General features: G+C 64.8%; 16 protein-coding genes. 6 read left to right on the top strand and 10 right to left on the bottom strand.

Features of this window, described 5'->3' with window-relative positions; genetic code table 11:
- Positions 1 to 21 precede the first annotated feature (21 nt).
- Positions 22 to 1,314 (top strand): hypothetical protein, encoded by a 1,293-nt coding sequence (locus tag FRC98_RS04465; RefSeq protein ID WP_146980100.1) that lies wholly within the window; start codon positions 22 to 24, stop codon positions 1,312 to 1,314.
- Positions 1,315 to 1,320: 6 nt separating this feature from the next.
- Here FRC98_RS04465 and FRC98_RS04470 read toward each other — a convergent pair whose 3' ends face one another.
- The 3 genes from FRC98_RS04470 to FRC98_RS04480 all read right to left on the bottom strand — a co-directional run bounded on the left by FRC98_RS04470 (position 1,321) and on the right by FRC98_RS04480 (position 4,650).
- A complete protein-coding gene (locus FRC98_RS04470; protein ID WP_230467263.1) occupies positions 1,321 to 2,538 on the bottom strand; it encodes a molybdopterin molybdotransferase MoeA in 1,218 nt (405 codons plus the stop codon).
- Between the two features lie 85 nt (positions 2,539 to 2,623).
- Complete coding sequence (locus tag FRC98_RS04475) at positions 2,624 to 2,911, bottom strand: hypothetical protein (protein WP_146980102.1); 288 nt, start codon at positions 2,909 to 2,911, stop codon at positions 2,624 to 2,626.
- Between the two features lie 8 nt (positions 2,912 to 2,919).
- Complete coding sequence (locus FRC98_RS04480; RefSeq protein WP_230467264.1) at positions 2,920 to 4,650, bottom strand: Ig-like domain-containing domain; 1,731 nt, start codon at positions 4,648 to 4,650, stop codon at positions 2,920 to 2,922.
- Between the two features lie 257 nt (positions 4,651 to 4,907).
- Here FRC98_RS04480 and FRC98_RS04485 point away from each other — a divergent pair, with 257 nt between their 5' ends.
- A complete protein-coding gene (locus FRC98_RS04485) occupies positions 4,908 to 6,167 on the top strand; it encodes an ABC transporter permease (protein WP_146980104.1) in 1,260 nt (419 codons plus the stop codon).
- 114 nt (positions 6,168 to 6,281) lie between these two features.
- Here the strand turns inward: FRC98_RS04485 and FRC98_RS04490 are convergent, their stop codons facing one another.
- Positions 6,282 to 9,509: a serine/threonine-protein kinase gene (locus FRC98_RS04490; protein WP_146980105.1), complete on the bottom strand. Its 3,228-nt coding sequence runs from the start codon at positions 9,507 to 9,509 to the stop codon at positions 6,282 to 6,284.
- A 267-nt stretch (positions 9,510 to 9,776) separates the two neighbouring features.
- Here FRC98_RS04490 and FRC98_RS04495 point away from each other — a divergent pair, with 267 nt between their 5' ends.
- From FRC98_RS04495 to FRC98_RS04505, 3 genes are all read left to right on the top strand, one after another.
- Positions 9,777 to 10,427: a hypothetical protein gene (locus FRC98_RS04495; protein ID WP_146980106.1), complete on the top strand. Its 651-nt coding sequence runs from the start codon at positions 9,777 to 9,779 to the stop codon at positions 10,425 to 10,427.
- A gap of 88 nt (positions 10,428 to 10,515) precedes the next feature.
- Entirely contained in the window at positions 10,516 to 11,277 is a 762-nt protein-coding gene (locus tag FRC98_RS04500) for a class I SAM-dependent methyltransferase (protein WP_146980107.1), read from the top strand.
- Positions 11,278 to 11,330: 53 nt separating this feature from the next.
- The gene (locus FRC98_RS04505) at positions 11,331 to 14,075 is read left to right on the top strand and encodes an AAA family ATPase (protein WP_146980108.1); all 2,745 of its coding nucleotides are present in this window, start codon (positions 11,331 to 11,333) and stop codon (positions 14,073 to 14,075) included.
- Between the two features lie 61 nt (positions 14,076 to 14,136).
- Here the strand turns inward: FRC98_RS04505 and FRC98_RS04510 are convergent, their stop codons facing one another.
- The 3 genes from FRC98_RS04510 to FRC98_RS04520 form a co-directional block, all read right to left on the bottom strand.
- Positions 14,137 to 14,385, bottom strand: coding sequence for a hypothetical protein (locus FRC98_RS04510; RefSeq protein ID WP_146980109.1), 249 nt, complete (start codon positions 14,383 to 14,385; stop codon positions 14,137 to 14,139).
- A 107-nt stretch (positions 14,386 to 14,492) separates the two neighbouring features.
- Positions 14,493 to 15,401, bottom strand: a complete 909-nt coding sequence (locus FRC98_RS04515; protein ID WP_146980110.1) for a hypothetical protein — start codon at positions 15,399 to 15,401, stop codon at positions 14,493 to 14,495.
- A 114-nt stretch (positions 15,402 to 15,515) separates the two neighbouring features.
- Positions 15,516 to 16,004 (bottom strand): septal ring lytic transglycosylase RlpA family protein, encoded by a 489-nt coding sequence (locus FRC98_RS04520; protein WP_146980111.1) that lies wholly within the window; start codon positions 16,002 to 16,004, stop codon positions 15,516 to 15,518.
- A gap of 466 nt (positions 16,005 to 16,470) precedes the next feature.
- Between FRC98_RS04520 and FRC98_RS04525 the strand changes: the two genes are divergently transcribed.
- Positions 16,471 to 20,658: a zinc-dependent metalloprotease gene (locus tag FRC98_RS04525; RefSeq protein WP_146980112.1), complete on the top strand. Its 4,188-nt coding sequence runs from the start codon at positions 16,471 to 16,473 to the stop codon at positions 20,656 to 20,658.
- A gap of 136 nt (positions 20,659 to 20,794) precedes the next feature.
- Here the strand turns inward: FRC98_RS04525 and FRC98_RS04530 are convergent, their stop codons facing one another.
- The 3 genes from FRC98_RS04530 to FRC98_RS04540 form a co-directional block, all read right to left on the bottom strand.
- Entirely contained in the window at positions 20,795 to 21,316 is a 522-nt protein-coding gene (locus FRC98_RS04530; protein WP_230467265.1) for a DUF2505 family protein, read from the bottom strand.
- Positions 21,317 to 21,410: 94 nt separating this feature from the next.
- A complete protein-coding gene (locus FRC98_RS04535) occupies positions 21,411 to 22,196 on the bottom strand; it encodes an ABC transporter permease (RefSeq protein ID WP_146980114.1) in 786 nt (261 codons plus the stop codon).
- The gene (locus tag FRC98_RS04540; protein ID WP_230467266.1) at positions 22,193 to 23,140 is read right to left on the bottom strand and encodes an ABC transporter ATP-binding protein; all 948 of its coding nucleotides are present in this window, start codon (positions 23,138 to 23,140) and stop codon (positions 22,193 to 22,195) included. Before FRC98_RS04540 ends, FRC98_RS04535 begins: the two co-directional genes overlap by 4 nt.
- Positions 23,141 to 23,143: the final 3 nt, after the last annotated feature.

Raw genomic sequence — 23,143 nt, forward strand, 5'->3', positions numbered from 1 at the left:
ATGAAGATGAAGAGGAAGGTGATGGTGAAAGTCTCAAAGGCCGGGCGATGGATCGGGGTTGCGGCGATGGTGGGGGTGTTGGGTTGCGCGTCGCCGTCGGTAGCGCCGCGCACGCAGGTGGCGCAAGAGGCGCAGGCGCCGGCGGATCCCGAGGCGTGCAGCGGAAATCTCGTGCCGCCGACGGGGTATCATCAGGAGACGGCCTTCGTGCCGCTGAGCGTGATCAACGCCAGCCAGATGGCCGCCGAGGACGCGCGTACTCGCCTTCGTGACCGCCTGTGTCAGGGGTATCGCTGCGAGCAAATTGCCGAGCATGTCACGGTGTGGCGGACCACAAACGACGGGCGCCAGGCCTGTGTGATGGCGGTGGCCTCGCGGGAGAAGGTCGCCGCGGTCTACGCCGAGCCGACCCGGGAGCTTGAGGCGGGGCTTGCGCGTATGGCCACTGCGATCGAGGGGGCGCTCGGGGAGTTTGAGGGCGACGAGGGGGAGGAGGCCAGCTCGGTGGCGCTCGACACGATCAACGACTCCGGGGTCAACGGAGGACCGCGGGCGGAGTGGCTGCACGATCAGCTCTTGGCAGTGCTGAGCTACAGCGGAGTGTCCACGCGCAAGTTACCCGGGAGGTGGTCGGGGCTGGGGCTTCCGCCGTCGACCGGGGCGGTGGTGCGCGGGACCATCCGTCAGATTCCCGGTCAGGAGGCCATGCTGGAGGCCAGCTTCCGACTGGAGCGAGGCGATGAGGTGCGGGGCATCGGTTCGGTGCGTTTTCCGCAAGCGATCGCGCCGACCATTGACCCGCAGACGTATATGCCGCCGCTTCCCGAAGGTAATGGCAAGGTCGCGCTGCACATGGACGCTCGCCCCGGCGGCGCGCTCTGCGAAGGGCAGCAGACCGAGCTGTGGTTGGAGACGGCCGAGCCGCTGCACGTGCGCGTGATCAACCTCTATGGCAACGGCGAAGGCGGGCTGATGGTGTATTCGTCGGGCGAGGAGAGGTTGCCGCCGCATCACCCGGTGAGCCTGGGTGAGTTTAAGGCGGTGCGAGCCAGTGAGGTGCCGGTGGAGCGCTTCCTGGTGGTCGCCGCGCCTACGCTGGAGGCGCTGGGGCGTTTTGCCTCGCTGGAGACGACGTGCCGGCTGCCGGTGACGATGGCCAGCGCGCTTAACCGCGGCCAGCAGGTGCCGCGGGCGTCGATGCCCTGGGCGATGGGCATGGACTACCGGCTGATGTCGGGTGAGGCGTGTGAAGACGTGCCTGCGCCGCCGGCTCAGGATCTCTCGATGCTCGAAGGGCTGCCGACCTGCTGGTGAACCGCTTTAGCCTCCCGGGAGCAAGAGCACCGGGAGGCTCGCGCCGGTTTTGAGCTGGCCCTGGCCTTCTTCAACGATGCCTAAAGCGTTGGCGCCGGCGAAGAGGGCGGGGTTTCCGCTGCTCTGGTCGCTTAAGGGGGCGAAACGGATCACCCCGCGCTGCGCGTACCATTGTCCGGCGAGGTAAGCCCTGCGCCCGCCCGCACCCTTTGCCGGGGCGTCGAGCACCGCGTTCACGCGCGGAAGGCTGGCCTGGTCGCGGGGAACCCCCTGGGCGCAGGCCAAGAGCGGTCGCACAAAGAGCTGGAAGCCCACAAAGCTCGACGCCGGGTTTCCGGGAAGTCCTACCAGCGCCACACCGCGCTCGGTGGTGCCAAAGGCCAGGGGTTTGCCCGGCTTCATGCGGATCTTCCAGAAGGTCATGCCGCGGCTGACCTCATCGAGCACCCGGCGCACATGATCGTGTTCGCCCACCGAGACCCCGCCGATGCTGATGACGAGGTCGCTTGAGGCGCTGGCCTGAGCGAAGGTGCGCGAGACCGCCTCGTAGCTGTCGGAGGTGATGGGGAAGACGCGTGGGACGGCGCCGCAGCTGCGCACCAGGGCCTCGACCATGTAGGCGTTGGAGTTGATGATCTGACCGGGGCCGGGTTGCTCGCCAATCTCGACGAGCTCATCGCCGGTGGCCACAATCGCGACGGTGGGACGCCGCATCACTGTGGGAGCGGCGATGTTGAAGCTGGCGAGAAGTCCGATGGCCGCCGGATCCAGGCGCTGCCCCGGAAAGAGGGCCGGTCGCCCCTTCGCCAGATACTCACCGCAGCGGCGGATATGATCGTGGTCGGGGCGCTCGAGGATGGTGACCTCGTCGTCGCCGAAGTCGCAGAGCTCACGGGGGATGACCTGGTCGGCACCCTCGGGGATGCGCGCGCCGGTGGAGATGCGCATCGCCTCGCCAGCGCGGAGATCGCGGTGCGCCGGGTGCCCGGCGGCCGATTCGCCCACGAGAGGTAGCGTTACCGGGAGGGCGTCGAGGTCGTCGCGCTGCACAACGATGCCGTCCATCGCCGAGTTGTCAAAAGCGGGGACGTCGGCCGGCGCGTTGACCATTTCGGCCAGGTAGCGTCCGGCAGCCTGCGGAAGGCTCGCCCGCTCGATGCCCGGGTTGGGCGTGGCGTTGAGGATGTGCTCGAGGGCGTCTTCGACGGAGATAAACTGACTCATAGTTTTTCTTATATGCGGGGGATACGAAAAAGCGGGCCGCCTCAGAAGGCGGCCCGCTTCAACTAACATTGCATGTGACGCGAGCTCAACGCGCCTCGTCTTCCGGGGCGTCCGAGGAGGGGGCCTCGGTGTCCTCGGCGTCGGAGAGCTGACCGACCTCCGGGGGCAACTTCGCCCAGTCCGGGTTTCCGCAGGGGTTGCCCTCGAGCTCCTCGGCGGAAGGCTTCTCCATGGTGGATCCGGTCTGAAGCACCCGGCGCTCCCCGCTGCGTGCGTTGCTGGCCTCGGGGGTGGAGCGGCAGCCGGAGCTGAGCAGCGCCAGGGTCAGCGTGCTCAGCGTCAGCAGACGAAGGGTGTGGGAGAGTCGCGTCATCATCAGTCTCACTGGGCAGCGCACGCCGGATCTTCACGACGGTCGACATCAAAGAAGCGGTTGTAGCAGTACTCACGGCTGAAGGACTCGCCGAAGTCGTAGCGGGTGCTCAGCGCGATGGCCGGGTCCAGGAACCAGGCGCCGCCGGTGGTGGTGCCAAACTTAAACCAGGCGAAGGGTGTCTTGCCATTGCTGCTGGCGCTCTCGCTGCACAGTGAGGTGGGCAGGTAGAGGGGGTTGTTGGGGGTGCTGCCCACGAGTCGGTCGTAGTCGGGGACTTCTTCAGGGTTGTACGAGAAGCCCACCCCTTCGAAGAGGCCGCAGCTGAAGTCGGCGCGGCGCGACCAGATGGTGTCGACGAAGGGCACAAGCTCGTAGGTGATCTCGCGCAGGCCCGTCTCCGGGTTCTCGGTGGCGTCGTCGAAGGTCTGGCCCTGGTCGCCCGGGCGCAGCACGTAGCCGGCGTCGGCGCTGCTGCTGTTGAAGGACTCGTCGTCGTAGGGGCATTGGGTGTTGGTGATGCCGTCGGGGCGCACCACCCAGTTGCAGCCGGCGTGCACGCCGCTGGGCACGAAGAGGGGGTAGCGCGCGCCGTCATCAAGGGCGCTGGCCGGGAAGGTCAAAAAGTCGTTGGAGCCGCGGCCGGAGACCGGAGAGCTGTCGGGCTTGTAGGTCAGGTAGTCTTCGCTGGATTGCGCGCCTTCGACGCGGGTGCCCTCGACCAATTCGACCTCACCGCTTGCGCGGTTGACAGCGACCACGATGTCGGTGAAGTCGTGCTCGGCGTACTGGAAGTCGCCGCCGTTGAGCGTGCGGCGCGAGGGGTAGTAGAGGGTGTAGTGGATGAAGTGATGCGACTCCGTCTCGCTCACCGAGTAGTAGACGGCGGCGGAGGTGCGGGTCGTGGAGCGGCGGGCGTTGGCCAGGTTGTTGGACGCGTCGAAGTCACCGTCGAAGTCGATCGTGGTGGGGACGTCGATGTTGATCTCGCTGCCTTCAATCAGGCGCGTGTCCTGGTAGATGATCGGCGCGTAGGTCGCCGCGATATTTTCCAGGTCAGCCGGCTCGGTGGAGTCGGTCACAAAGGTCGACTCAAAGCGCTGGAAGAGCGGGTTGGCCGGCTGGGCGTTGTCCTGCACGCCGGTGGTCACCACGACGGTGTACTGCGTGGCCGGGCGCAGGGGCTGGCGGGGGGTGAGCACGGCGATGCGCTCATCTTCCTGATACTCAATGTCGACCTCGATGGCGCCGTGAGTGCTGGTGATGCTGTCGGGGTCGGCGATGAAGAAGGACTGGATGTTGAGCGTGCGGAACGCATCGATCTCTTTGCTGAAGGTGACCTGGATGTCGGTGTCCAGGGGCACCTGGCGGGCGCCGTCGACGGGGATCACGCGCGTGACGCGCGGTTGGTCGGTGTCGGGCTCTTCGGTGTCCGGCTCGGTGTCGGCATCGGGGATGTTGACGTCGGGGCTGGTGTCGGCGTCAGGCTCGCCAGCGTCCGGGTCGACGGAGGTGCGCTCGCAGATGGAGGCGACGCAGACAAAGCCCGGGTCGCAGTCGCTGTCGCCGCTGCAGGTGGGCTGGCTGACGACGGTGCATGCACCTTCGCGGCAGACCTGGCCCTCTTCAGGGCAGTCGGCCGAGGTGCCGCAGGCGGGGCGCTCATTGCTGGCGCACCCGGCCGAGAAGGCCAGCGCGGCAAGAGCCATTACACAGAAATGTCGAATCGAGGCGGGCATGAGGAACTCCATAAAGATCGTGGTTTGCGCAAGTGCGGCGCGAAGTTAACAAAAAGTTTAGCGGGTTTCTATCATAACGAGCACCCCGGCGCGCAAGCGTGCTGTGGGAATGCCCCGGGGCGCCGGGCCGGTTGTCAGCGCCGCCGGGCCGGGGTAGTTGTGGCCGGGTATGGCGCGTCGACTTCAGCACCGCGCAAACGCGACCGATCGCGGTGTGCGGCTCGCCATGATGGACCAACATCTCTTGATGGGCCCCCATGTCTTACGAACGCTTTATCGCCTGGCGCCACCTGCGCTCGAAGCGAACCTCCTTTTTGTCGACGATTACGATCATCGCGATCCTCGGCGTCTTTCTGGGCGTGACCGCGCTGACCAGCGTGGTGGCGGTGACCGGCGGGTTTGAGGAGGCGTTTCGGGAGCGGGTGCTCGGCGTCAACAGTCACCTGTTGGTGATCAAATACGGCGTGGACTTTCGCGACTACCGCGAGATTCAGGAAGACATCGAGCAGATGGAGGGCGTCACCGCGACGAGCCCCTTTGTGCTGCACGAGATGATCGCCACCCACGGCAACGTCAGCGCCGGGATTTTGATCAAGGGCATTGAGCCGGCGACCGCCGAGTCTGTGAGTGATATTCCCAAATACACTCTGGATGAGGGGGCGGTGGCCCAGCTGGAGTTTGAGCGCTTTCCGCCGGACGGGCAGGTCGCGCAGCCGAAGATCTTGCTGGGGCAGTCGCTCGCTGAGCGTCTGGGCGCAGAGAAGGGCGACCTTGTGCAGGTCACAAGCCCGCTGGAGAGCCTGGACCCGGGGCGCTGGAGTTCTAAGGGGAGTTCACCCTCGAGTCGGCAGTTTGAGGTCGCGGGCATCTACCGAAGTGGCTTTCATCAGTACGACGACCGCATGGTGATGGTCGATTATCAGGCCCTGCAGGACTTCTTTAACCAGGGCGACACAGTCACCGGCGTGGACGTGCGCGTGGAGGATGTCTTCGCCGTCGGGGCGCTCGCTGATCAGCTGCGGCGCGACCTGCCTGAAGGGCGTTTTCGGGTGATGGACTGGCGTCAGCTCAACCACAACCTCTTTACGAGCCTGGGGTTGCAGCGTCTGGTGCTGGCGGTGCTCTTCTGTTTCATCGTGCTGGTGGCCAGTTTTAATATCGTCTGCATTCTCATCATGATCGTGCTCGAGAAGAACAAAGATATCGCGATCCTCAAGTCGATGGGGGCGACGAACTGGGGGGTGATGAAGACGTTTATCTTCCAGGGCGCCGTGGTGGGCTTTGTGGGCACGGTCACCGGGCTTGTGGGTGGGCTTGCGGTCTGTCTGGGGATTAAACACACGAGTTTTGGGCTCGATCCTTCAATCTACATGATCGATCACCTGCCGGTGCGCATTGTGGCGTGGGAGTTTCTGGCGGTGGGGCTGGTGGCGATGATCATCAGCCTGCTGGCGACGATCGGGCCATCGTGGTGGGCGTCGAGGCTCAACCCGGTCGACGGATTGCGTTACGATTAAGCAGGTCGCGCGGTGGCGCGGATCGAACATGAAAGAGGCCGACTTCCTGAATGGAGGTCGGCCTCTTGCGTTTGGGCGATGGGGGCTCGCGCCCGTTGCGATGCGGCGTGGAGGTCAGGCGGCGTGGCCGACGCGCATTGCGCGGGAGAGCTGGCGGGCGTGCTCCTGGTGATGGGCGGCTTCGTCGTGGCGGCCGAGCGCGCGCAGCGCGCGGGCCAGAAAGTCGTGGCCGCGGTAGACATCTTTGGGCACGCCACGCTCGGTGGCGCGACGCAGGCTCTGGCGAAGATGCTCCAGGGCCTGATCGGCCTGCTCATTGAGGTGACAGGCGGCCAGCGCGCGAAGATCGCGCGCGCGCTGCTCGCTGTAGCGGTCGTCGTGGCGGGCCGCCTGGGCGGCGGCCTCATCGGCCCAGCGAATGGCCCCGGCGAAGTCGCCGGCGTGAAGCTCCACCGAGGTGCGCATACGGCGGACCTCGATGGCCAGGGCGTTGAGGCCGTGGGAGGTGGCCAGCGCAAGCGCCTCATTGAGCCCCTGGCGAGCGCGCTCGACCTGGCCCTGGAAGCCGGCCAGGCGCCCGCGCGCGATGAGCGCGCGGCATTGGATGGAGGGCAGGGTGTGGGCGCGTGCCAGCTCATCCAGCGCATTGAGCGGCCGCAGCGCGCGCCCACCCATCCCACGTTCGCCCCACATTTGCGCGCTGCGCTGGAGGAGGGCGGCGCGGGGGCGAGGCTGCATGCGCTTTGCGCCCCAGCGGCTGGTCAGGTTGACCGCGCTGTCGATCTGAGCGAGCGCGGCGCTCGGGTCACCGAAACGCTCGTACCAGCCGGCCAGCGCCAGCGAGGCGCGCGCCAGGAGTTCGGGGTGCGCCATGGCGGTGGCGCTGCGCCAGGCGCGGTTGAAGTGGGCGCGCGCCTCGTCGAGGTCGTCCTGTTGCATGGCCAACTGGCCCAGCAGCAGCTGGCTGCGCACAAAGCCGCTCTCGTAGCGTGTGGCTTCGGTCAGCGCGCTGAGCGGGTCGAGCACCTCGCGGCATTCTTCGATGAGCGCCATCTCCAGCGCGATCTCGGCGGCCTGCAGCAAAAGATCCACGCGCCGCTGCGGCACACCGAGCGCGTGGGCGCCCAAAAGCCCGGCCAGGTGACGGTAATAATCAAGCGCGGTGCGCTGCCAGGCGTGCGCCTGAAGCCAGTCGCCAAAACGCGTGGCCAGGTCGAGCAGGGCACGCCGGTCGTGGGCGTAGGCGTAGAGTCGAATCAACGTCGGCGTCAGACCGCCGCGTTCGCCAGGGGCGCTGCGCAACGAGAGGTAGCGCGCCAGCGTGGCCGCGTAGCGCTTGACCCCGGTGTCGCCCCGCTCGGCCAGACGCCAGGTCAGCCAGTTGGGGACGGCCAGGTGCACAACGCCGGGCTGCGGCTGGCGAAGCGCCCCGAGCTCCGAGAGCGACGCTGCGGCCTGCGCCACCGCTTCGCCCGAGAGGCCGGTGAGCGCGCTGAGATCTTCGGAAGGCAGGGGCCGCTCGGCCAGCGCCAGTGCGGTCATGACGGCATCGGCTGCCTCATTTGCCTGGCTGACCTCTTCTGGCGAGAGCGGACCGATGCCGCGCACGCGCACTGCTTCGAGGTCTTCGGGGTGGCCCGCATCAAAATGGCCGCGCATCGCGTCGTCGGCCGCCGTGCCCATAATCAACAGCAGCGGCCACTCCCCGATCGAGGCCACCACGTCGCGCAACACGTCAAGTGAGGCGTGGTCGAGATCTTCGACCTGGTCGATAAGCCACACAAAGGTGGCACGCTCGGCCTGCAGCCCGACAAAGGCCCGGAGCACCTCGACCAGGTGGCCGCGGCGGGTCTCCCAGCCGAAGTCCAGCCCCTCGCTGAGCTGCCAGAGGCGCTTGAGGGTGGCGAGCGCCGGGGCGGAGACGCCGGCGCTGGCGAGCAATTTGAGGGCCTGGCGGCGGCGATCGACGCCCTGCGGGGAGGGCGGGCCGACCAGGGCGTCGAGCATCATCTCACTGATTGCGCCGAAGGGGCGAAGGCGGTCGTCGGCACCCACAAGCATGAGCGCCGCGCGGCTGTCACCGCGTTTTGAGGTCGCCACGCGCAGGCGATCCAGAAGATGCTGGCCGCCTCGGCCCAGCCCCCCGGAGAGCAGCGCGGCTTTGCCGCGGCCGCCCTGCGCCGAGCGAAAGAGCGTCTCCAGAGCACCGGGAAGTCGGGGGCCGACAGGCTCGTCGCGGGCGCCCAGCCGACTCGAGGGCAGGGCGCCGCCCTGACGCGGATCCGGGGCGTCGTCCTCGTGGAAGGCGCCACCGCGCGCAAAGGCCGACTCCAGCTCATGAACGCTGATCTCTTCGAGGCCCACCTCCTCAATGGCCTCGACCTGGTCGCTCTGAGGCTCGCGGCGGCGAAGCTCCTGCATGGTCAGCGAGAGCAGGCGGTTATCGGCCTGAAGGTTGTTGCCGAAGAGGTAGCCGATGAGCTCCTCGTAGAGCTGGCCGGCGCTGGAGGCGCGGCCGGCCGGATCGTGCACGAGCATCGACTCGATGAGCTGCTGAAGCTGGCGGGGAATCTCCACGCGCTCCGCTATCGGGGGGACCTCCCCATGCGCCGCTCGCCGCTGAACTTCGGCGATGTCGGGGTGCTCGTAGGGGTGGGCGCCGGTGAGCATCTCGTAGAGGATGAGCCCCAGGCTGAAGATGTCGCTCTGGCGGGTGTAGCCCTCCTGCCGCACCGCCTCGGGGGCGGCGTAGAGCACGCGCTGGCGTACGTCGTTATCGTCGAGCGCTTCGACCAGATCGAGGGCGCGCGAGAGGCCGAAGTCGGTGATTTTGACCTCCCCGTCGTAGGAGAGCATCACGTTTTCGGGCCGCATCGAGCGATGCAGGATGTTGAGGTTGTTGAAGTTGAAGTCTTTGCGGCGGTGGGCGTAGTCGAGCCCTTTGGCGACCTCGCTGGCGATGAAGACCGACATCTCCTGGCTCCAGCGCTGACCGGTGGTGCGCGCCAGGTTGAGCGCCCGGGCCAGATCCATGCCGTTGATGTACTCCATGGCGACGTAGAACTGCTGGCGGTCTTCCTCGTGGCCGAGATCCAGGACCTGGGCGATGTTGGCGTGGCTCAAGGCTACGGCGCGCTTGGCCTCGTCGATGATCACGTCGACAAAGGTCGGGACGGCGGCCAGGCCTGGGTGAATGACCTTGACGCAGAGGATCTTCTCAAAACCTTCGACACCGTGGCTCTTGGCCTTATAAACGTCGCCCATACGGCCGTGGGCCAGGCGAGCGACGAGCTGGTATTTGGCAAAAGACTCCGGTTGAGCCAGGCGCTGGGTGCGTCCCATGAGGACCTCGTAAAGAGAGGATGTGGCCAGACGTCATCAGACGGCGGCGACGATAGCGCACCGCAGCCCGGTTGTCATGATGAAGCGGGCAGGGGGCCCGGGAGCAATCGGGCGATGGTGGGGAGACAGGGGCGCGAAGGTGCGTACCTTTGTGAAGATGCCGCGCAAGGGCGTTGGTGGATGCGGCAGCGCCGGGCCGAAGTGCGTCAGGGCCCGCGTGGATTGAGACTCAAATACCTGCACTGATACCGATAAAAAGGGGGAACCATGGCGAGGGCGTTTATCCCGGGCTTTGTGCTGAGCGTGCTGCTCTTAAGCGCGGCCTGTCAGAGCGGCCCGAGCGCCGCCGGTGGTACCGGTGGCGGGCCGATCGAGGGCAGCTCATCAAGCGTGATCGATGAGGAGTTCGGCCCGTTGAGCCAGGAGCAGATCGAGGGATTTCATCGCGAGATCCTCAGCCAGTACTCCCAGCTCGATCTTCAGTACGAACGTTTTGATGCCGCGCTGGCCCAGGCCCAACAAGACGCGCTGGTGGCCATGCCCGCCGAACTGGCCGAGGAGCACGAGCGCATCGCCCGGCGTCATCTGGGCATCGCCCGTCATCATGAAGATCGCCTGCTCCTGGAACTCGGCGAGGGCGAGGCCCGCACCAACGACCGCGAACTCGCCGAGATCAACCGCGCCCTGGGAAGCTGGCATCAAAACCGCAGCACCGCCGCCCAGCTCCCCACCGAGGAGGAGCTCGACCCGATGTGGCTGCTGCGCGAGGAATTGCAAGTCGCACGCGAGCGTATGTTAGAGCTTCATCTGCCCGATGAGAGCCTCGATGATACCCTCGATGATATCCCCCCGCAGGCCCCCGGCGAGCCGGAGGATGATCCCTGGCGCGGCGAGCCGGCGCCTCCCGAGCAGTACTGAGGCCAGCCTGCCGGTGAGCGTTGCGTTGCGAAGCGCGGGCGATTAAGAAGGGGGCAACTTTTTAACGCCTCGCTGCGCAGGAGACGCCATGGGCCGCAAAGACAATCAGAGCTACTACGACGAATTCGCCGCCTGGTACGAGCGCGAGCGCCACGACGGCTACCACCGCCTCATCGACGATCTGGAGGTGGATCTGGTGAGTCGTTACGGCCGCGGCAAAGACGTGCTCGAGGTCGGGTGCGGCACCGGGCTCATCCTGGAGCGCGTGGCAAAGGTCGCCCGCAAGGCCGTCGGCATTGACTTAAGCCCCGGGATGCTCGAGCAAGCGCGCGCCCGCGGCCTGGAAGTCAGCGAGGGCTGCGCCACCGAGCTTCCTTTCGAAGACGCAACCTTTGACGTCGTTTACAGCTTCAAGGTGCTCGCCCACGTTCAGGACATCCGTAAGGCCGTCGCCGAGGCCGCCCGCGTGGTGCGCCCCGGCGGTGTGCTCTTGTTGGAGTTCTACAATCCGCGCAGCATCCGCTACCTGGCCAAAACCCTCGGCGGTCCCCAGAAGATCTCAGACGCCACCCGCGAGTCGGCTGTCTATACGCGCTGGGACGACCCCGAGACGGTCACCTCGTACCTCCCCGAGGGCGTCGACCTGATGGAGTGGGCCGGGGTGCGCGTGTTCACGCCGGCGGCTTTCGTGCACAAACTTCCCGTGGTCGGCTCGGCGCTGCGTAAGCTCGAATTTGTGGCGCGCGACAGCCCCCTGAGCCGCTACGGTGGCTTTCTGGTGGCGGTGGCCCGACGTCAGGAGCAGGCTGCCGACGACATTTCCTTTCGCAACGCCGAAGCGATCGGCTAAGCTCAGGGCGGAAGACTTCGACGCTGGCGCCAACCGGCCAGGATCCCCGCCCGATGAAGACCCTCTACAAAGAGCCGCTCTTTAGCGCCGACGGCCAGCTCCGCATGGAGCGCTTTACGCCCGAGGCCACTGAAATTTTCGCCGCGCTCCTCGCCCATCTCGAGGCGCTGGGCCGGCGCATGTTTCTGCCGATCGATCTGCTCATCGTGCTGATCGAGTCCGGGGAGGTGGAGCTGGCCCGGGCGGTGGCCTCCGTCGCCGACGCTGCGTTGAGTTACGCGGAGGTACTCCCGCGTCTCAAGGTTCTCTCGCGCGAGCTTGATGAAGACGCCGCCGGCCAGGCGCGCATGGAGCGCGCCTGCTTCTCGCGCGGTTTTACCCGAATCCTTGAAGAAGCCTGGGAGCTCGCGCTGGGCCGAGGGGGCGCAGCGATCGCGGTGGCCGACCTGGCCCGCGCGGTCACCTGGCGAGCCGAGGCGGTGGAGTCCGCTTCGATTCGCTGGGCAATACGTCGCCTCGGGGAAGGGAAGGGCGATGAGCTCTTCGATGATCGCGGCCTGCTGCGCCTGGACCTCTTCGACATCGCCTCGCGCGGCATCCTGGAGGGCGCGATGAAGATCGCCGCCTCCCACGGAAGCTCCTTTCTGGGCACACCCCACCTGATCGCCGTGCTCTCGTCGGTGCGCGACTCTGTGCTCTGGCGCTCGGCGATGGCCCGGGGCCTGGAGCCGGCGCGACTGCGCGAGGAGCTTCTGCGCCTCATTGGCAGCAAGCCCGACGCGTTGCCCGACTTTCTGATCGGCCGCAAGACGTTGACACCGCGCATGATCCGCATGTTGCAGATCGCGCGCAGTGAGGCTGGCGAGTTTGTCAGTGAGCACGATCTTGTGGTGGCTTTTCTCGCGGATGGGGGCTCGTCGCTGGAGCTGGTTCAGGCGCTGGGGCTTGAGCAGGACATCCGCCAGGCGTTGGGAGAGCCCCGGGTCCTCGCCGGTGCCGAGCCGGTGGAGGCCGCGGTGCGTTTTGCTGCGCGCCGCCCCTCCTCGCCAACCCTGGATATGCTCGGCCGCGACCTCACCCGCGAGGCGGTTGAAGGTCGGCTCCCCGAGATCGTCGGGCGCGAGCTTGAGCTGGAACGCGTGTTCAACGTGCTAATGCGCCGCGAGCAGCGAAACCCGCTGCTCACCGGTGAGGCGGGCGTGGGCAAGACCGCGCTGGCCACGGCGCTGGCCCAGGCCATCGCCACCGGGAAGGCCCCGAGTCGCCTGGCGGGGCACCGCGTCATTGAGCTCAACGGCGCAAGTCTGATGAGTGGCACCAGTTATCGCGGCGATCTCGAAGCGCGCATCACCACTCTGCTAGAAGAAGCGAGCCGAGACGTGATCCTCTTTATCGACGAGGCCCACGCCGTCTTTTCGCCTCGCTCCGGGAGCAACACCCCGGCGGAGGTGCCCAATCACTTTAAGAGCGCGCTGGCCAGCGGCACCATCGCCGTGGTCGGGGCCACCACAGAAGAAGAGTACCGCCGCTGGTTTGAGCAAGATCCCGCGCTGAAGCGCCGCTTTGAACGCGTGGAGATTGCTGAGCCTGACGCGGCGATGGTTCGCCACATTCTCGACGCGCTGGTGCCTCATCTTCAGGATGATTACGAGGTCACGATCGCCGACGAAGCCGTGGAAGCCGCCATTGAGCTCTCCACCCGCTACATCCCCGAACAACGCCTCCCCGACAAGGCCAAGAAGGTGCTGATGGACGCCGCGATCGCCAGCGCGCGCCATAGCGAGAGGGACGAGGCGGGCGTTGCTGTGGTCGACCGACACGCGGTCGCCGAGCAGATCCACGTGAAGACCGGCGTGCCCACCGAGCGTCTTCTGCGCGGGGAGGTCTCCTGGTGGGTGGGGCTCGAAGATCGTCTGGGCGAGGCCATCGTGGGGCAGGAGGCGGCCGTCTCGACGATCGCCCAGGCGCTGGTGGTCAGTCGGCTGAAGCACGGCGATCAACGGCGCGCCCTGGCGACGCTGGCCTTTGTGGGCCCGGCGGGCGTGGGCAAGGCGACGGCGGCCCGGGCCATGGCCCGCGAGATCTTCGGCGATGAGCGCGCGTTTCTTCGCGTGGACCTGAGCGACTTTCAGGAAGCCCACGCCCTGAGTCGCCTCATCGGATCGCCGCCGGGTTACGTCGGCTACGAAGACGCCGACATGCTGGTGACTCCGCTTCGCCGTCGACCGAGCAGCGTGGTGCTCCTGGATGAATTCGATAAAGCGCACCCCCGCATCCAGGATCGACTTCTGCGGATGCTCGAGGAGGGCGAGCTCGTCGATACCCGCGGTCATAGCGCCGACGCCACCAACGCTATCTTTGTGCTCAGTTTTTGCGCGCAGCCCGCCGCCGCACAACCCATCGGGTTTGGCGCTCGCCAGCCCGATCCTCTCTCCGGTGTGGACGCGGAGCTGGCCGCGCAGGTGGCCTCCCACGTCGATGCTCTGGTGGCCTTTCGGGATCTCTCGGGCGACGGCGCCTCCGGCGCTCGCCAGCTGCTTCAGCGCCTGCTGCAACGGTTCAGTGCCCACGCCGAGCGCGAGTATGGGTTCCGCGTCGAGCTCGATACCTCGCTGCAGGAGGTTCTCGACCGCCGCGTCGCCACCATAGGCAACGCCCGGGCCATCGAGGCGCTGGTCGATGAGGTGGTCTACCGCCCGCTCACCGAGCTGTTGCTCGGCGGCCACACCCGGGGCGATGTCGTGCTGAGCTGGGACGCCAGCCAGGGTAGGGCGACGCCGACCACAAAAAACGCCTGAACGGGCTGAGCCGTTCAGGCGTTTAATAACTTCGCTCTTTTACACGATCTGGGGGGCAGACCTAACCGGCGCTCGTCGCGGTGTCGGGCACGTCGGTGTCTTCGGCACCCAGCGCGCGCAGGGAGGTCGATGTGATCTGACGCTCGCGATGCGAGCTCCGCTTGCGCATCGCTTCCTCTTCCAGCGCCATCACCTCGGCCAGGAGGTTGGTGTCGCAGCTATGACAGCGCGCGTGAATGATGGCGCGGCCGCCGAGGACAAGGCGAACATCGTGCGCACCACATTTAAAACATCGGACATTGAATACCACCCTGGCCTCCGGTTCTCGCGTCGCAGCGTGCAGAAAAGAATATACCTGCCACAAAGTTAGCGCACGCTTAGCGTCCCGGGCAAGCGAGCAGTCGCTTTTTCACAGGCTTAGGAGCGCGGCTTCGGCGCGGTCGGCGGCGGGCCCGGAACGCGGAAGACCCCTTCCCAGTTGTTCCAGCGCAGCACTTCGGGCTGAGCGTTGGCGTCCTCGGCCCCTTCACCCATCGGAGTCCAGCCGATCGCGCGATGCGATTCTCCTCGCATAAACGTTATCGCACCGAGCACCTGCACCTCGGCATCAGCAGAAGGGCGGTGGGCAACGCGGCGCTCAAAGATGCGCCCCACAAAGTTACCGATCACCTTGTAGATGCCCACATAATAGTCGCGCTCGCCCTCCTCGCCACGCTCGACCGCGTAGGGGATGAGCACCTGGAGGGTGCCGTCGCGCACAACCCGCAGCGCGCCGGGCTGGTGCTCGGTGATGCCCTCCCAGCTCACGTCTTCGGCGACGGTGTGGCTCAGGTCGAGCTGCGCATGCAGCTGACCGTTGGTGTAAAAGCTCAGGTGTTGCCCCGGCGTATACACGGCCGCTGCGCCATCCTGATAACGCATAAAGGGCCCCACAAAGGCCAGCGCTCCCTCTTCCGGAGTGACGCCATGGGCCGCGGAGAAGACCTCACGATCGGCGTCGCTCTCAAACATCGCCTGAGCATCGGCCACGAAAGGATCGACCGGCTCGAGAGGATCGCGCGTGGGCTCGGCAACCGCTTCCTCCTCCTCGGTGGCCTCGCGCTGCAAACGGCGAGTCTGTGCCGTGGCAGCAGCATCCTCCTCGACGAGCTCCCCGCCATCGGCAGGCATATCCTCACTCTGGGACATCGCCCAGAATTCGTTGGCGTCGAGTTGGGCCTGAGTCAGCGCCTGATCGAGCTCATGCTCGGCGATGATCTGCGCGCGCATCTGAGCGCTGACCGCGGGCGCGTCGCAGACCATAGGCTGGAGCGCCTGGCGGGTCATCGCACACCCGCTGGACAGCCAGAGCGCCGCGCAGCAAGCAAACGCGGCCAGCGGGCGTCGTGGTGGAAGTCGATTCATAATGCAAAAGGGGAGAGAGGGGAGCAGCCGCCCAACTTAGGGGTTGAGCGCGGCGAGGTGGAAGTTCGGGGGACTGTTGCGCGTCCAGTAGCGTAGATAGACGTTTTGTAGCCCCACCTCAGTCGTGCCCAGCGCGCGCGCTGTGGCGATCGACATGTCCAGAATCCCCCGCCAGTTCTTATCGGGAGAGCTTGAGACCACAAAGGCCCATTCCCCCTCGTCGTTGACGTAGCCGTAGGGACCACGGTCGTTGATCCGGCACCAGACGCGCCGACGGTTGGCGCGGTTCTCAATCAGCACCATCGTGTCAAAAGGCAAAGAGCGATGGGCGCAGGTAAACTGCATCGGGTCAAAGGCCTCGCCATTGGCAGTGATATCACCGTGCCAGGCGCCGTCTCCATACCAGGAGGCAAGCCCGGCCTGCTGCACAGGCGGAAGCTCCACGGCGCTCAGCTCAATCGACTCCCCGCCGACGGCCAGCTGCGAATACATCGCGATAAGTACGACCCAGTTCATAAGAGACATAAGTGGCCTCTCCTTGAAAGTGGTGTGCGCGTACTATCCAAACAAATCGTTACGCGCCCGGCGATGGCTCTAATCGAAATGCCATGCCTAAGCAAGCGTGGAACATTAAGCGCAATTCGCGTCCTCTCAAGCCCCGGGGCTCGCCGTCAGGTTTCTAACGGCGCGTCGGCCCGGGTTGCGCTCCCCGGCGATCCTCACGTCAACTGACGGGGGCGTCGCAGGCGTAGGCCGCCGCTCTTATACGCAGCCCGAGCCCGAGAATTCAGCGCTTTATGGCGGCCTACCGGGATTTCGCCTTGACAGAGAGCCCCCCATTTTGTGTTTTAGTCCACTACCTTAACGGCGCCGATCTCGGAGGTCGGCACGGTTATTGAATAAGAATCTGTCAGTGTTAGCAGGTGAACGCTTGATAACAGAAACTGACAGTTTGGTTCGGTGTCTCACCGAGATCTGACGGAGGACGGCAATGAGATTAGCAACGACCTGGCAAGCAATGGCCGGGGCCGTAGTGGCAGTGGCGCTGAGCAGCGCGGTTGGGTGCGTCGAGCAAGTCGGCGACATCAACCGGGTTCAGCCCAATGTCGTGGAGAAGGCTCTCTTTGAAAACGATGACGAGTGGTACATGCGTCAGGTGGTGACCGACACCGACATGCAGGGCTCGGTCATCTTCGCGGCGCAGGAAGGCTCGCTCAAGCGTATTCGCTGGACGGTCACCGAGAACTTCCTCTACGCCCACTCCACCGTGGAGTTGGCCGACGGCCTGATGGAAGGCTTTGACGAAGAAGAGTCGCGCCGCCTGGGCGTCGTGGCTGCGTACCCCATTATGGGGCACTTCGACATTCAGCGCGCCTACAACCCCTCGACCGGTGAGCCCAGCAACCAGATCGTCGAGAACATGAGCGACCGCCCCTGGTACGAGCGCGATTACATGCGCGTGGCCTGGGATCGCAACATGATCGACGGTTTCTGGAACTTCCAGAGCCAGCTTGGGCGCTTCGCGCCGGCCGGCCGCACCGTCCCTCAGGATGACGGCCGGGTCGATAAGGATCGCGCTCGCATCTCGGAAGACTACATCGACACCGTCGCTGAGTACTCCTACGAGCCCGACATCTACGCCTGCTACGGCGCTTACGGCTACGACACCATCTTCAGCTGTGAAGGTGGTCGTGTGCGCGTGCGCTCCTCCTTCTTGAAGGTCCCCGAAGAGGAGACCTTCATCCCGATGCAGTACACCGATAACATGCAGGTAACCCGCGACGGATCCGAATACGGCGATCCGATGCTGGTGGCCTCCATTGTTGACCAGGACCTCGGCTACGAGGTTGAGGTCGAGTGTAATGATCAGGTCCGCGGCTGGATGCTTCAGCAGTACGGCTATGAGTGGGAGCAGCTCTGCGCCCCGGCGACCTTCGATTACCACCAGCGCTTTGGTTACTTCCGCACCGAGCGGGTGGCCTGGGACCGTTTCGTGGGCACCGCCGACGACACCCGTCGCTACTACGCCAACCGCTGGAACATCTGGCAGACGATGCTCGACGAGAACGGCAACGAGTTGCCCTACTCCGAGCGTATCCCTCAGCCGATCACCTACCACCTCAACGCGGAATACCCCGAGTTCATGTTCGAAGCGGCGCAGGTTACCGCGGAAGAGTGGAACAAGGCCTTCCGTAACGCGGTCAAGCTCGCTCAAGACATTGATGACGAGGAGCTCGACACCGTCCTGATGGACAACTACGGCCACACCAAAATGTACCGTATCGTCGAGAACAGCTGCCACCCCGGCCCGCTGGTTCAGTGGCGTAACACCCACGGCGTGGGCCAGGCGGCTGACCGCACCAGCCCCTCCGAGATCTTCCGTGAGTTCGTCGGTAACCCCTCCAGCGATGAGGCTCTGGAAGCCGCGCTCTGGGGCCTGACTAACGAGAGCCGCGTGCAGCTCTGCGCCGAGCTCGAGTACGCCACCGAGACCCGCGACATCGAAGAAGAGCGCTTCACCTATGAGCGCATCGGTGACCTTCGCTACAGCTTCTTCAACTGGGTTGAGACCGATGTGCCCTGGGCCGGTTACGGTCCCTCGGCTGCTGACCCGCTTACCGGTCAGATCATCAGCGGTAACGCCAACTTCGCCGGTGGTTACATCCGTAAGTCGGCCACCTACGCCGCCGACTTGATGCAGTACTTCAACGGTGAGCTCTCCGACACCGACATCATGTACGGCACCCAGATCCGCCGCGATCTCTTCCACGACAGTGATACGGCCAGCCGCCGCTTCAACCTGACGCCGGAAGCCAAAGAAGAGATGGCGCGCCGCTCCGGTGTGAACCCCGCGGAGACCAGCAAGGTCGGCCTGCACGAGCGCCCCGAAGTCAACGAACTCCACGACTTCATCCTGGCGCACGGCAAAGATCGCATTCAGCGTGAAGCCGACATCGTCTCGATGGCCAGCGAGAAGCTCGACGCGCAGGACGAGCGCATGGTGGAGTTTTTGCAGAACCCCACCGTCAAGAACTTCCTGATGCGTGACGTGGAGACGGCCATGGCCATTGAGGCCACCGCGCGTGAGCGTTTTGGCCCCTCCTTCAACGACGAGCAGCTTCACCAGGCTTACCTCGACGTGCACACCCCGCGTCACACCTTTGCGCGTGTTGAGCAGCGTGACCGCATGCTCGCTGAGCGCAGCATCATGACCTACGACTCGCTGACCCGCTCCGCGGAGATGCTGGTCACCTACCGTGGTGCCGCGGACTACTTCAAAGGCAAGAGCCGCGCCGACATCATCGAGTACTTCATGAACAAGATGTTCATCGGTACTCAGCTCCACGAGATCGGCCACACCGTGGGTCTTCGCCACAACTTCTCGGCGAGCACCGATGCGCTCAACTTCCACGACGAGTACTGGCACATCGAGCAGGCCGTGGTCGACGGCACCATCACCCGTGAGCAGGCCTACAGCCTCCAGGGTGAACTCGCTGAGCAGATCATCGGCAAAGAGGTCGACTACGCCAGCCAGGCCGAGTACCAGCTTGCCAGCGTCATGGACTACACCGGTGACCTCACCGGCCGCTTCCAGGGCCTTGGTAAGTACGACTACGCCGCGATCGCCTTCGCTTACGCCGAAGTGGTCGAGACCTGGGACGATTCGGTGCAGCTGCCCAACCAGCTTGAGCAGGACTCCTGGCTGAGCGACTACAAGCAGATGCCCCGCATCCTCGCCGGCGCGCCGGCCACCGGTAACATCGATCCGCAGGTGTACGCGCAGGGGATCGACATCCTGATCAACGGCCGTAGCTACATGAGCATCAACGAGGCCAAGGAGCGTCGTCGTCAGGGCATTCAGGCCAACACCCGTAACTGGGCGAACTTCGACCTGAACCAGGGCAACCAGCCTAACCTCGACCGCACCGTTGCGTACGAGTTCTGCTCCGATGAGTTCCGTGGCGGTATTCTCAACTGCTCGATCTGGGACTTCGGTGCCAACCAGCGTGAGATCGTCAACCACAGCTTCGACACCTACCGTGCGCTGCAGACCTTCTGGCGTTACCGTCGTCACCACATCAGCCGTGGCTACGAGAACTACAGCAACTACATCAACCGCGTGTACTCCACCTTCCAGATGGCGCAGGAGCCCTTCCGTTACTACGGCCTCTACCGCTTCTATAACCTGGGTGATTACACCGATGACCTGCTGACCGCTTCCATCGACACCTTCAACTTCTACAACGAAGTGATGGCGATGGCTGAGCCGGGCCGCTTCTGCAAGTACGAGCCGGCCAACTCTCGCCTGGATGAAGGTTGGTACTTCGACCTGAACAACACCTACCTGCCGGCCGAGTACCACGCCGACTACGGTGAGTGTGATGACTACATCGACATCCCCAAGGGTATCGGTAACCACTACAACTTCGGGTTCACCGATGAGTACGATTACCGCATCGACCGTGTCGGTACCTACATCGACAAGATGGTCGCCTCGCAGTCGATCTTCGACATCAACGCGAACTTCGCGCAGAGCACCTTCTTCACCGACTTCCGCGCCACGAACCTCTCGTTCTGGACGGTCTTCAAGGGTGAGATGCTCAGCATGCTCGAAGGTGTGCTCCTGGGTGACTACACGGAGTACGGCGGTGTCATTGACAACGGTCAGTACGACGACCCGCGTCCGATCTCGGCGTCGAGTTTCGGCCTTGGCCTGAGCAACCCGCAGGAAGGGATGCCGCGCATCTTCACCCCGCAGTCGATCAACCACGAGTTCAACATGATGGTCGGTGGCCTCATCTACAACTCGACCTGGGAAGACCGCTACGTGGACTTCACGCACTACCTGAAGATTGGCGTGACCAACGGTCAGAGCCAGCCCTTCGGGCCGAGCGTCCAGGTCAAGGAGTTCATCCACCCGATGACCGGTCAGATCTACCAGTCGGCTGATGTCGAAGGTCGCTCGATTTCGGGTCGCATGATTGACCGCGCCAACGAGCTTCTGGCGGAGTACCACTACGGTCAGCAGCTTATGGAAGACGCCACCCCGGGTACCCCGGCCTATGAAGATGCTCGTGAGTACGCGGAAGTTCGCGAAGAGCAGCTGAATAACGTCGTGGCCAAGATGGACATGAGCCGCTTCGTGTTTGACGCCCTGGGTGCCAGCATCCAGCGCTGATCGACTCATCATCGCACCGGCCTCTGCGACCTTCGGGTCGCGGGGTTGGTGAGGATGGTCGCGAACATCAAAAAGCCCCGACTGAGCCAGGCTCAGTCGGGGCTTTTTGCGTCCGTCGCGGAGGCGCGGGGCGGACTCAGGCTTTTTCGCCAAAGTGTTCGCGGAGCACGGCGGCCTGAGCTTCAAAGATGTTGGTGATTTCCGTGCGCAGCGCCTTACCGATGAAGAGCGAGAGGCCGGGGACGGACACATTGAACTCCAGGTTCTGCATCACCACGCTCGCGTTGCCCGCGGCATCGGCTTCGACGCGAAGCGTCCCCTCATTGGAGTAGTAGCTGCGCCAGTTCTCGGGCATCTCCGGCACGATCTCGTAGCGCAGCTCGCGGGTCGTGGGGTTGAGGCGGCTGCGCTCCTCCCAGTACACAAACTCAGGCGCCTTATCTTCAAAGCGTTTGAGAAAGCGAGGGAGCTCAGCGCGTGCGGTGTAGCGGGCAACACGTGAGAGTGTGCCATCGTCCGCGACCTCTTCGCTCAGGGGCTCAATGGCCTCCACCAGTCGTAAGTGCGGCACGAGCGCCCGGTGGTATTCCGGGCTCTGAATAAAAGCGAAGATCGCATCGGGATCGGCCGCGATCGTGGCGCGGTGCTCAACATTCATGGGTGTCTCCATCGTCAAAGGGCAAAAGAACGGCCCGACGATAAACACCCCACCCCGATTCGCAAGGCTTGCGAGAGCGTCCGACGCATTGCGCTCAGGCGAAGTCGCGGCGCGAGAAGATCAGGTAGCCAAAGCCCAGCAAGAGCCCGGCGGTCACGCCCGTGTAGAGCAGGGCGTGCACCATATACCCCCAGCCCACCTCGATGCCGGTGGCGAGCTCATAGGAGAGGTTGAGCTTCTCCAGATCCGGCACCACGTAAAGCGTCGCGTCGAGGATCAGATGAACCGGGTTGCCTTCGCTGGAGAACTGGCGAGAAGCGTCAGCGAGCTGCGGGGTGAGGCTCCCCACCACAAAGAGCCCGAAGGTAAAGAGCGCGCTCAAAAGGGGGCCGGAGAAGGCGCTGAAGAAAAACGCCAGCGCCAGCACCAGCACAAGCTGCATCAAGGAGCCCAGGTAGGTTGCCAGGTGCAACAGGCCCACCTCATAGCCCAGCGCTAGCGCGGTCAGCGCCTTGGCGCCGAACATCAGCGCCCAGCACACCGCCAGGATGCCCACGCTGGCTAAGTACTTCCCGACCAGAAAGGACGCGCGCGTGACGGGCTTGGAGAGCACCGTGAAGATCGTCTTCGAGTCGATCTCCCGATGCAGGGCGTTGACCCCCTGGTAAATCGCCAGCGCCACCAGGAATAGATGACCGATGGCAAAGACCAGGTTGTTAAAGAGGCGCTCTTCCTGATGCAGGCTCAGCGCGCCGAAGGCGCTGGCGGCGCCCAATGCGGCGAGCGCGGCGACGAGCACCGCGTAGAGGACTTTGTTGCGCAGCCCCTCCAGGAGGGTGTTGCGGGCGAAGGCGTCGATCTGGCGCAGAGTGCGGATCATGGGCGAGCCTCCGAGGCGTCGGTGGTGTCGCGGATGAAGACGTCTTCGAGGCGTTGTTTCTGCGGCTGCAGGCTCTCCACCCGCGCGCCGGCTGAGGCGATGAGCGCGAGCGTCTCTTCCAGGTCGATGTCGCCCCGGAGGTCGACGCGGCTGACCTCGCCGATGTCGAAGTGGTGCAACACGCGGTCGCCCAGCTCGGCGGTGAGCTCGGGGCTCCAGCGGCGCGCAAAGAGTTCATAGCGCAGCACATCCGGGTTGAGCAGCTCGTGGATATACCCGGTCTCCCGAACCTCGCCACGATGCACCAGCGTGACGCGGTCGCAGATGTCTTCCACGTCCGGGAGGATGTGGCTGCAGAAGAGGATCGTCTTGCCCTGGCGCCGCAGGTCGACGACCAGGTCGCGGATCTCGCGGCGGCCGATGGGGTCGAGGCCGGACTGCGGCTCGTCGAGCACCACAAACTCCGGATCGCCCAGAAGCGCCTGCGCGATGCCGGCGCGCTGTTTCATGCCTTTGGAGAATTTGGAGATGGGACGGTCCAGCGCGTGCCCGAGCCCCACCTGCTCCAGCAACTTCGCTGCGCGGGCATCAGACTCCTTGCGACTAAGCCCCAGTAGGCCCCCGTAGAAGCGCATGAGCTCGCCGGCCTTCAGATGAGGGTAGAGGTTAGGATTCTCGGGGAGAAAGCCCATGCGTGCGCGTGCGGCGACCTGGGTGGCCGGCATCCCGAAGATGCGCACCTGCCCGCGGTCGGGGCGCACAAGCCCCGTAATCATCTTAATCGTTGTGGATTTTCCCGCGCCGTTGGGCCCCACAAGCCCGTAGATCTCGCCGCGCCGGATCTGAAAACTCACGGCTTTGACGGCGTCGACGCGTTTGCGAAAGAAGCCCACGCGGTAGGTTTTTGCGACGTCCTGGACGTCGAGGACGATCTCATCGCTCATAGG

The sequence above is a fragment of the Lujinxingia vulgaris genome, from assembly GCF_007997015.1.
GTDB lineage: Bacteria > Myxococcota_A > Bradymonadia > Bradymonadales > Bradymonadaceae > Lujinxingia > Lujinxingia vulgaris.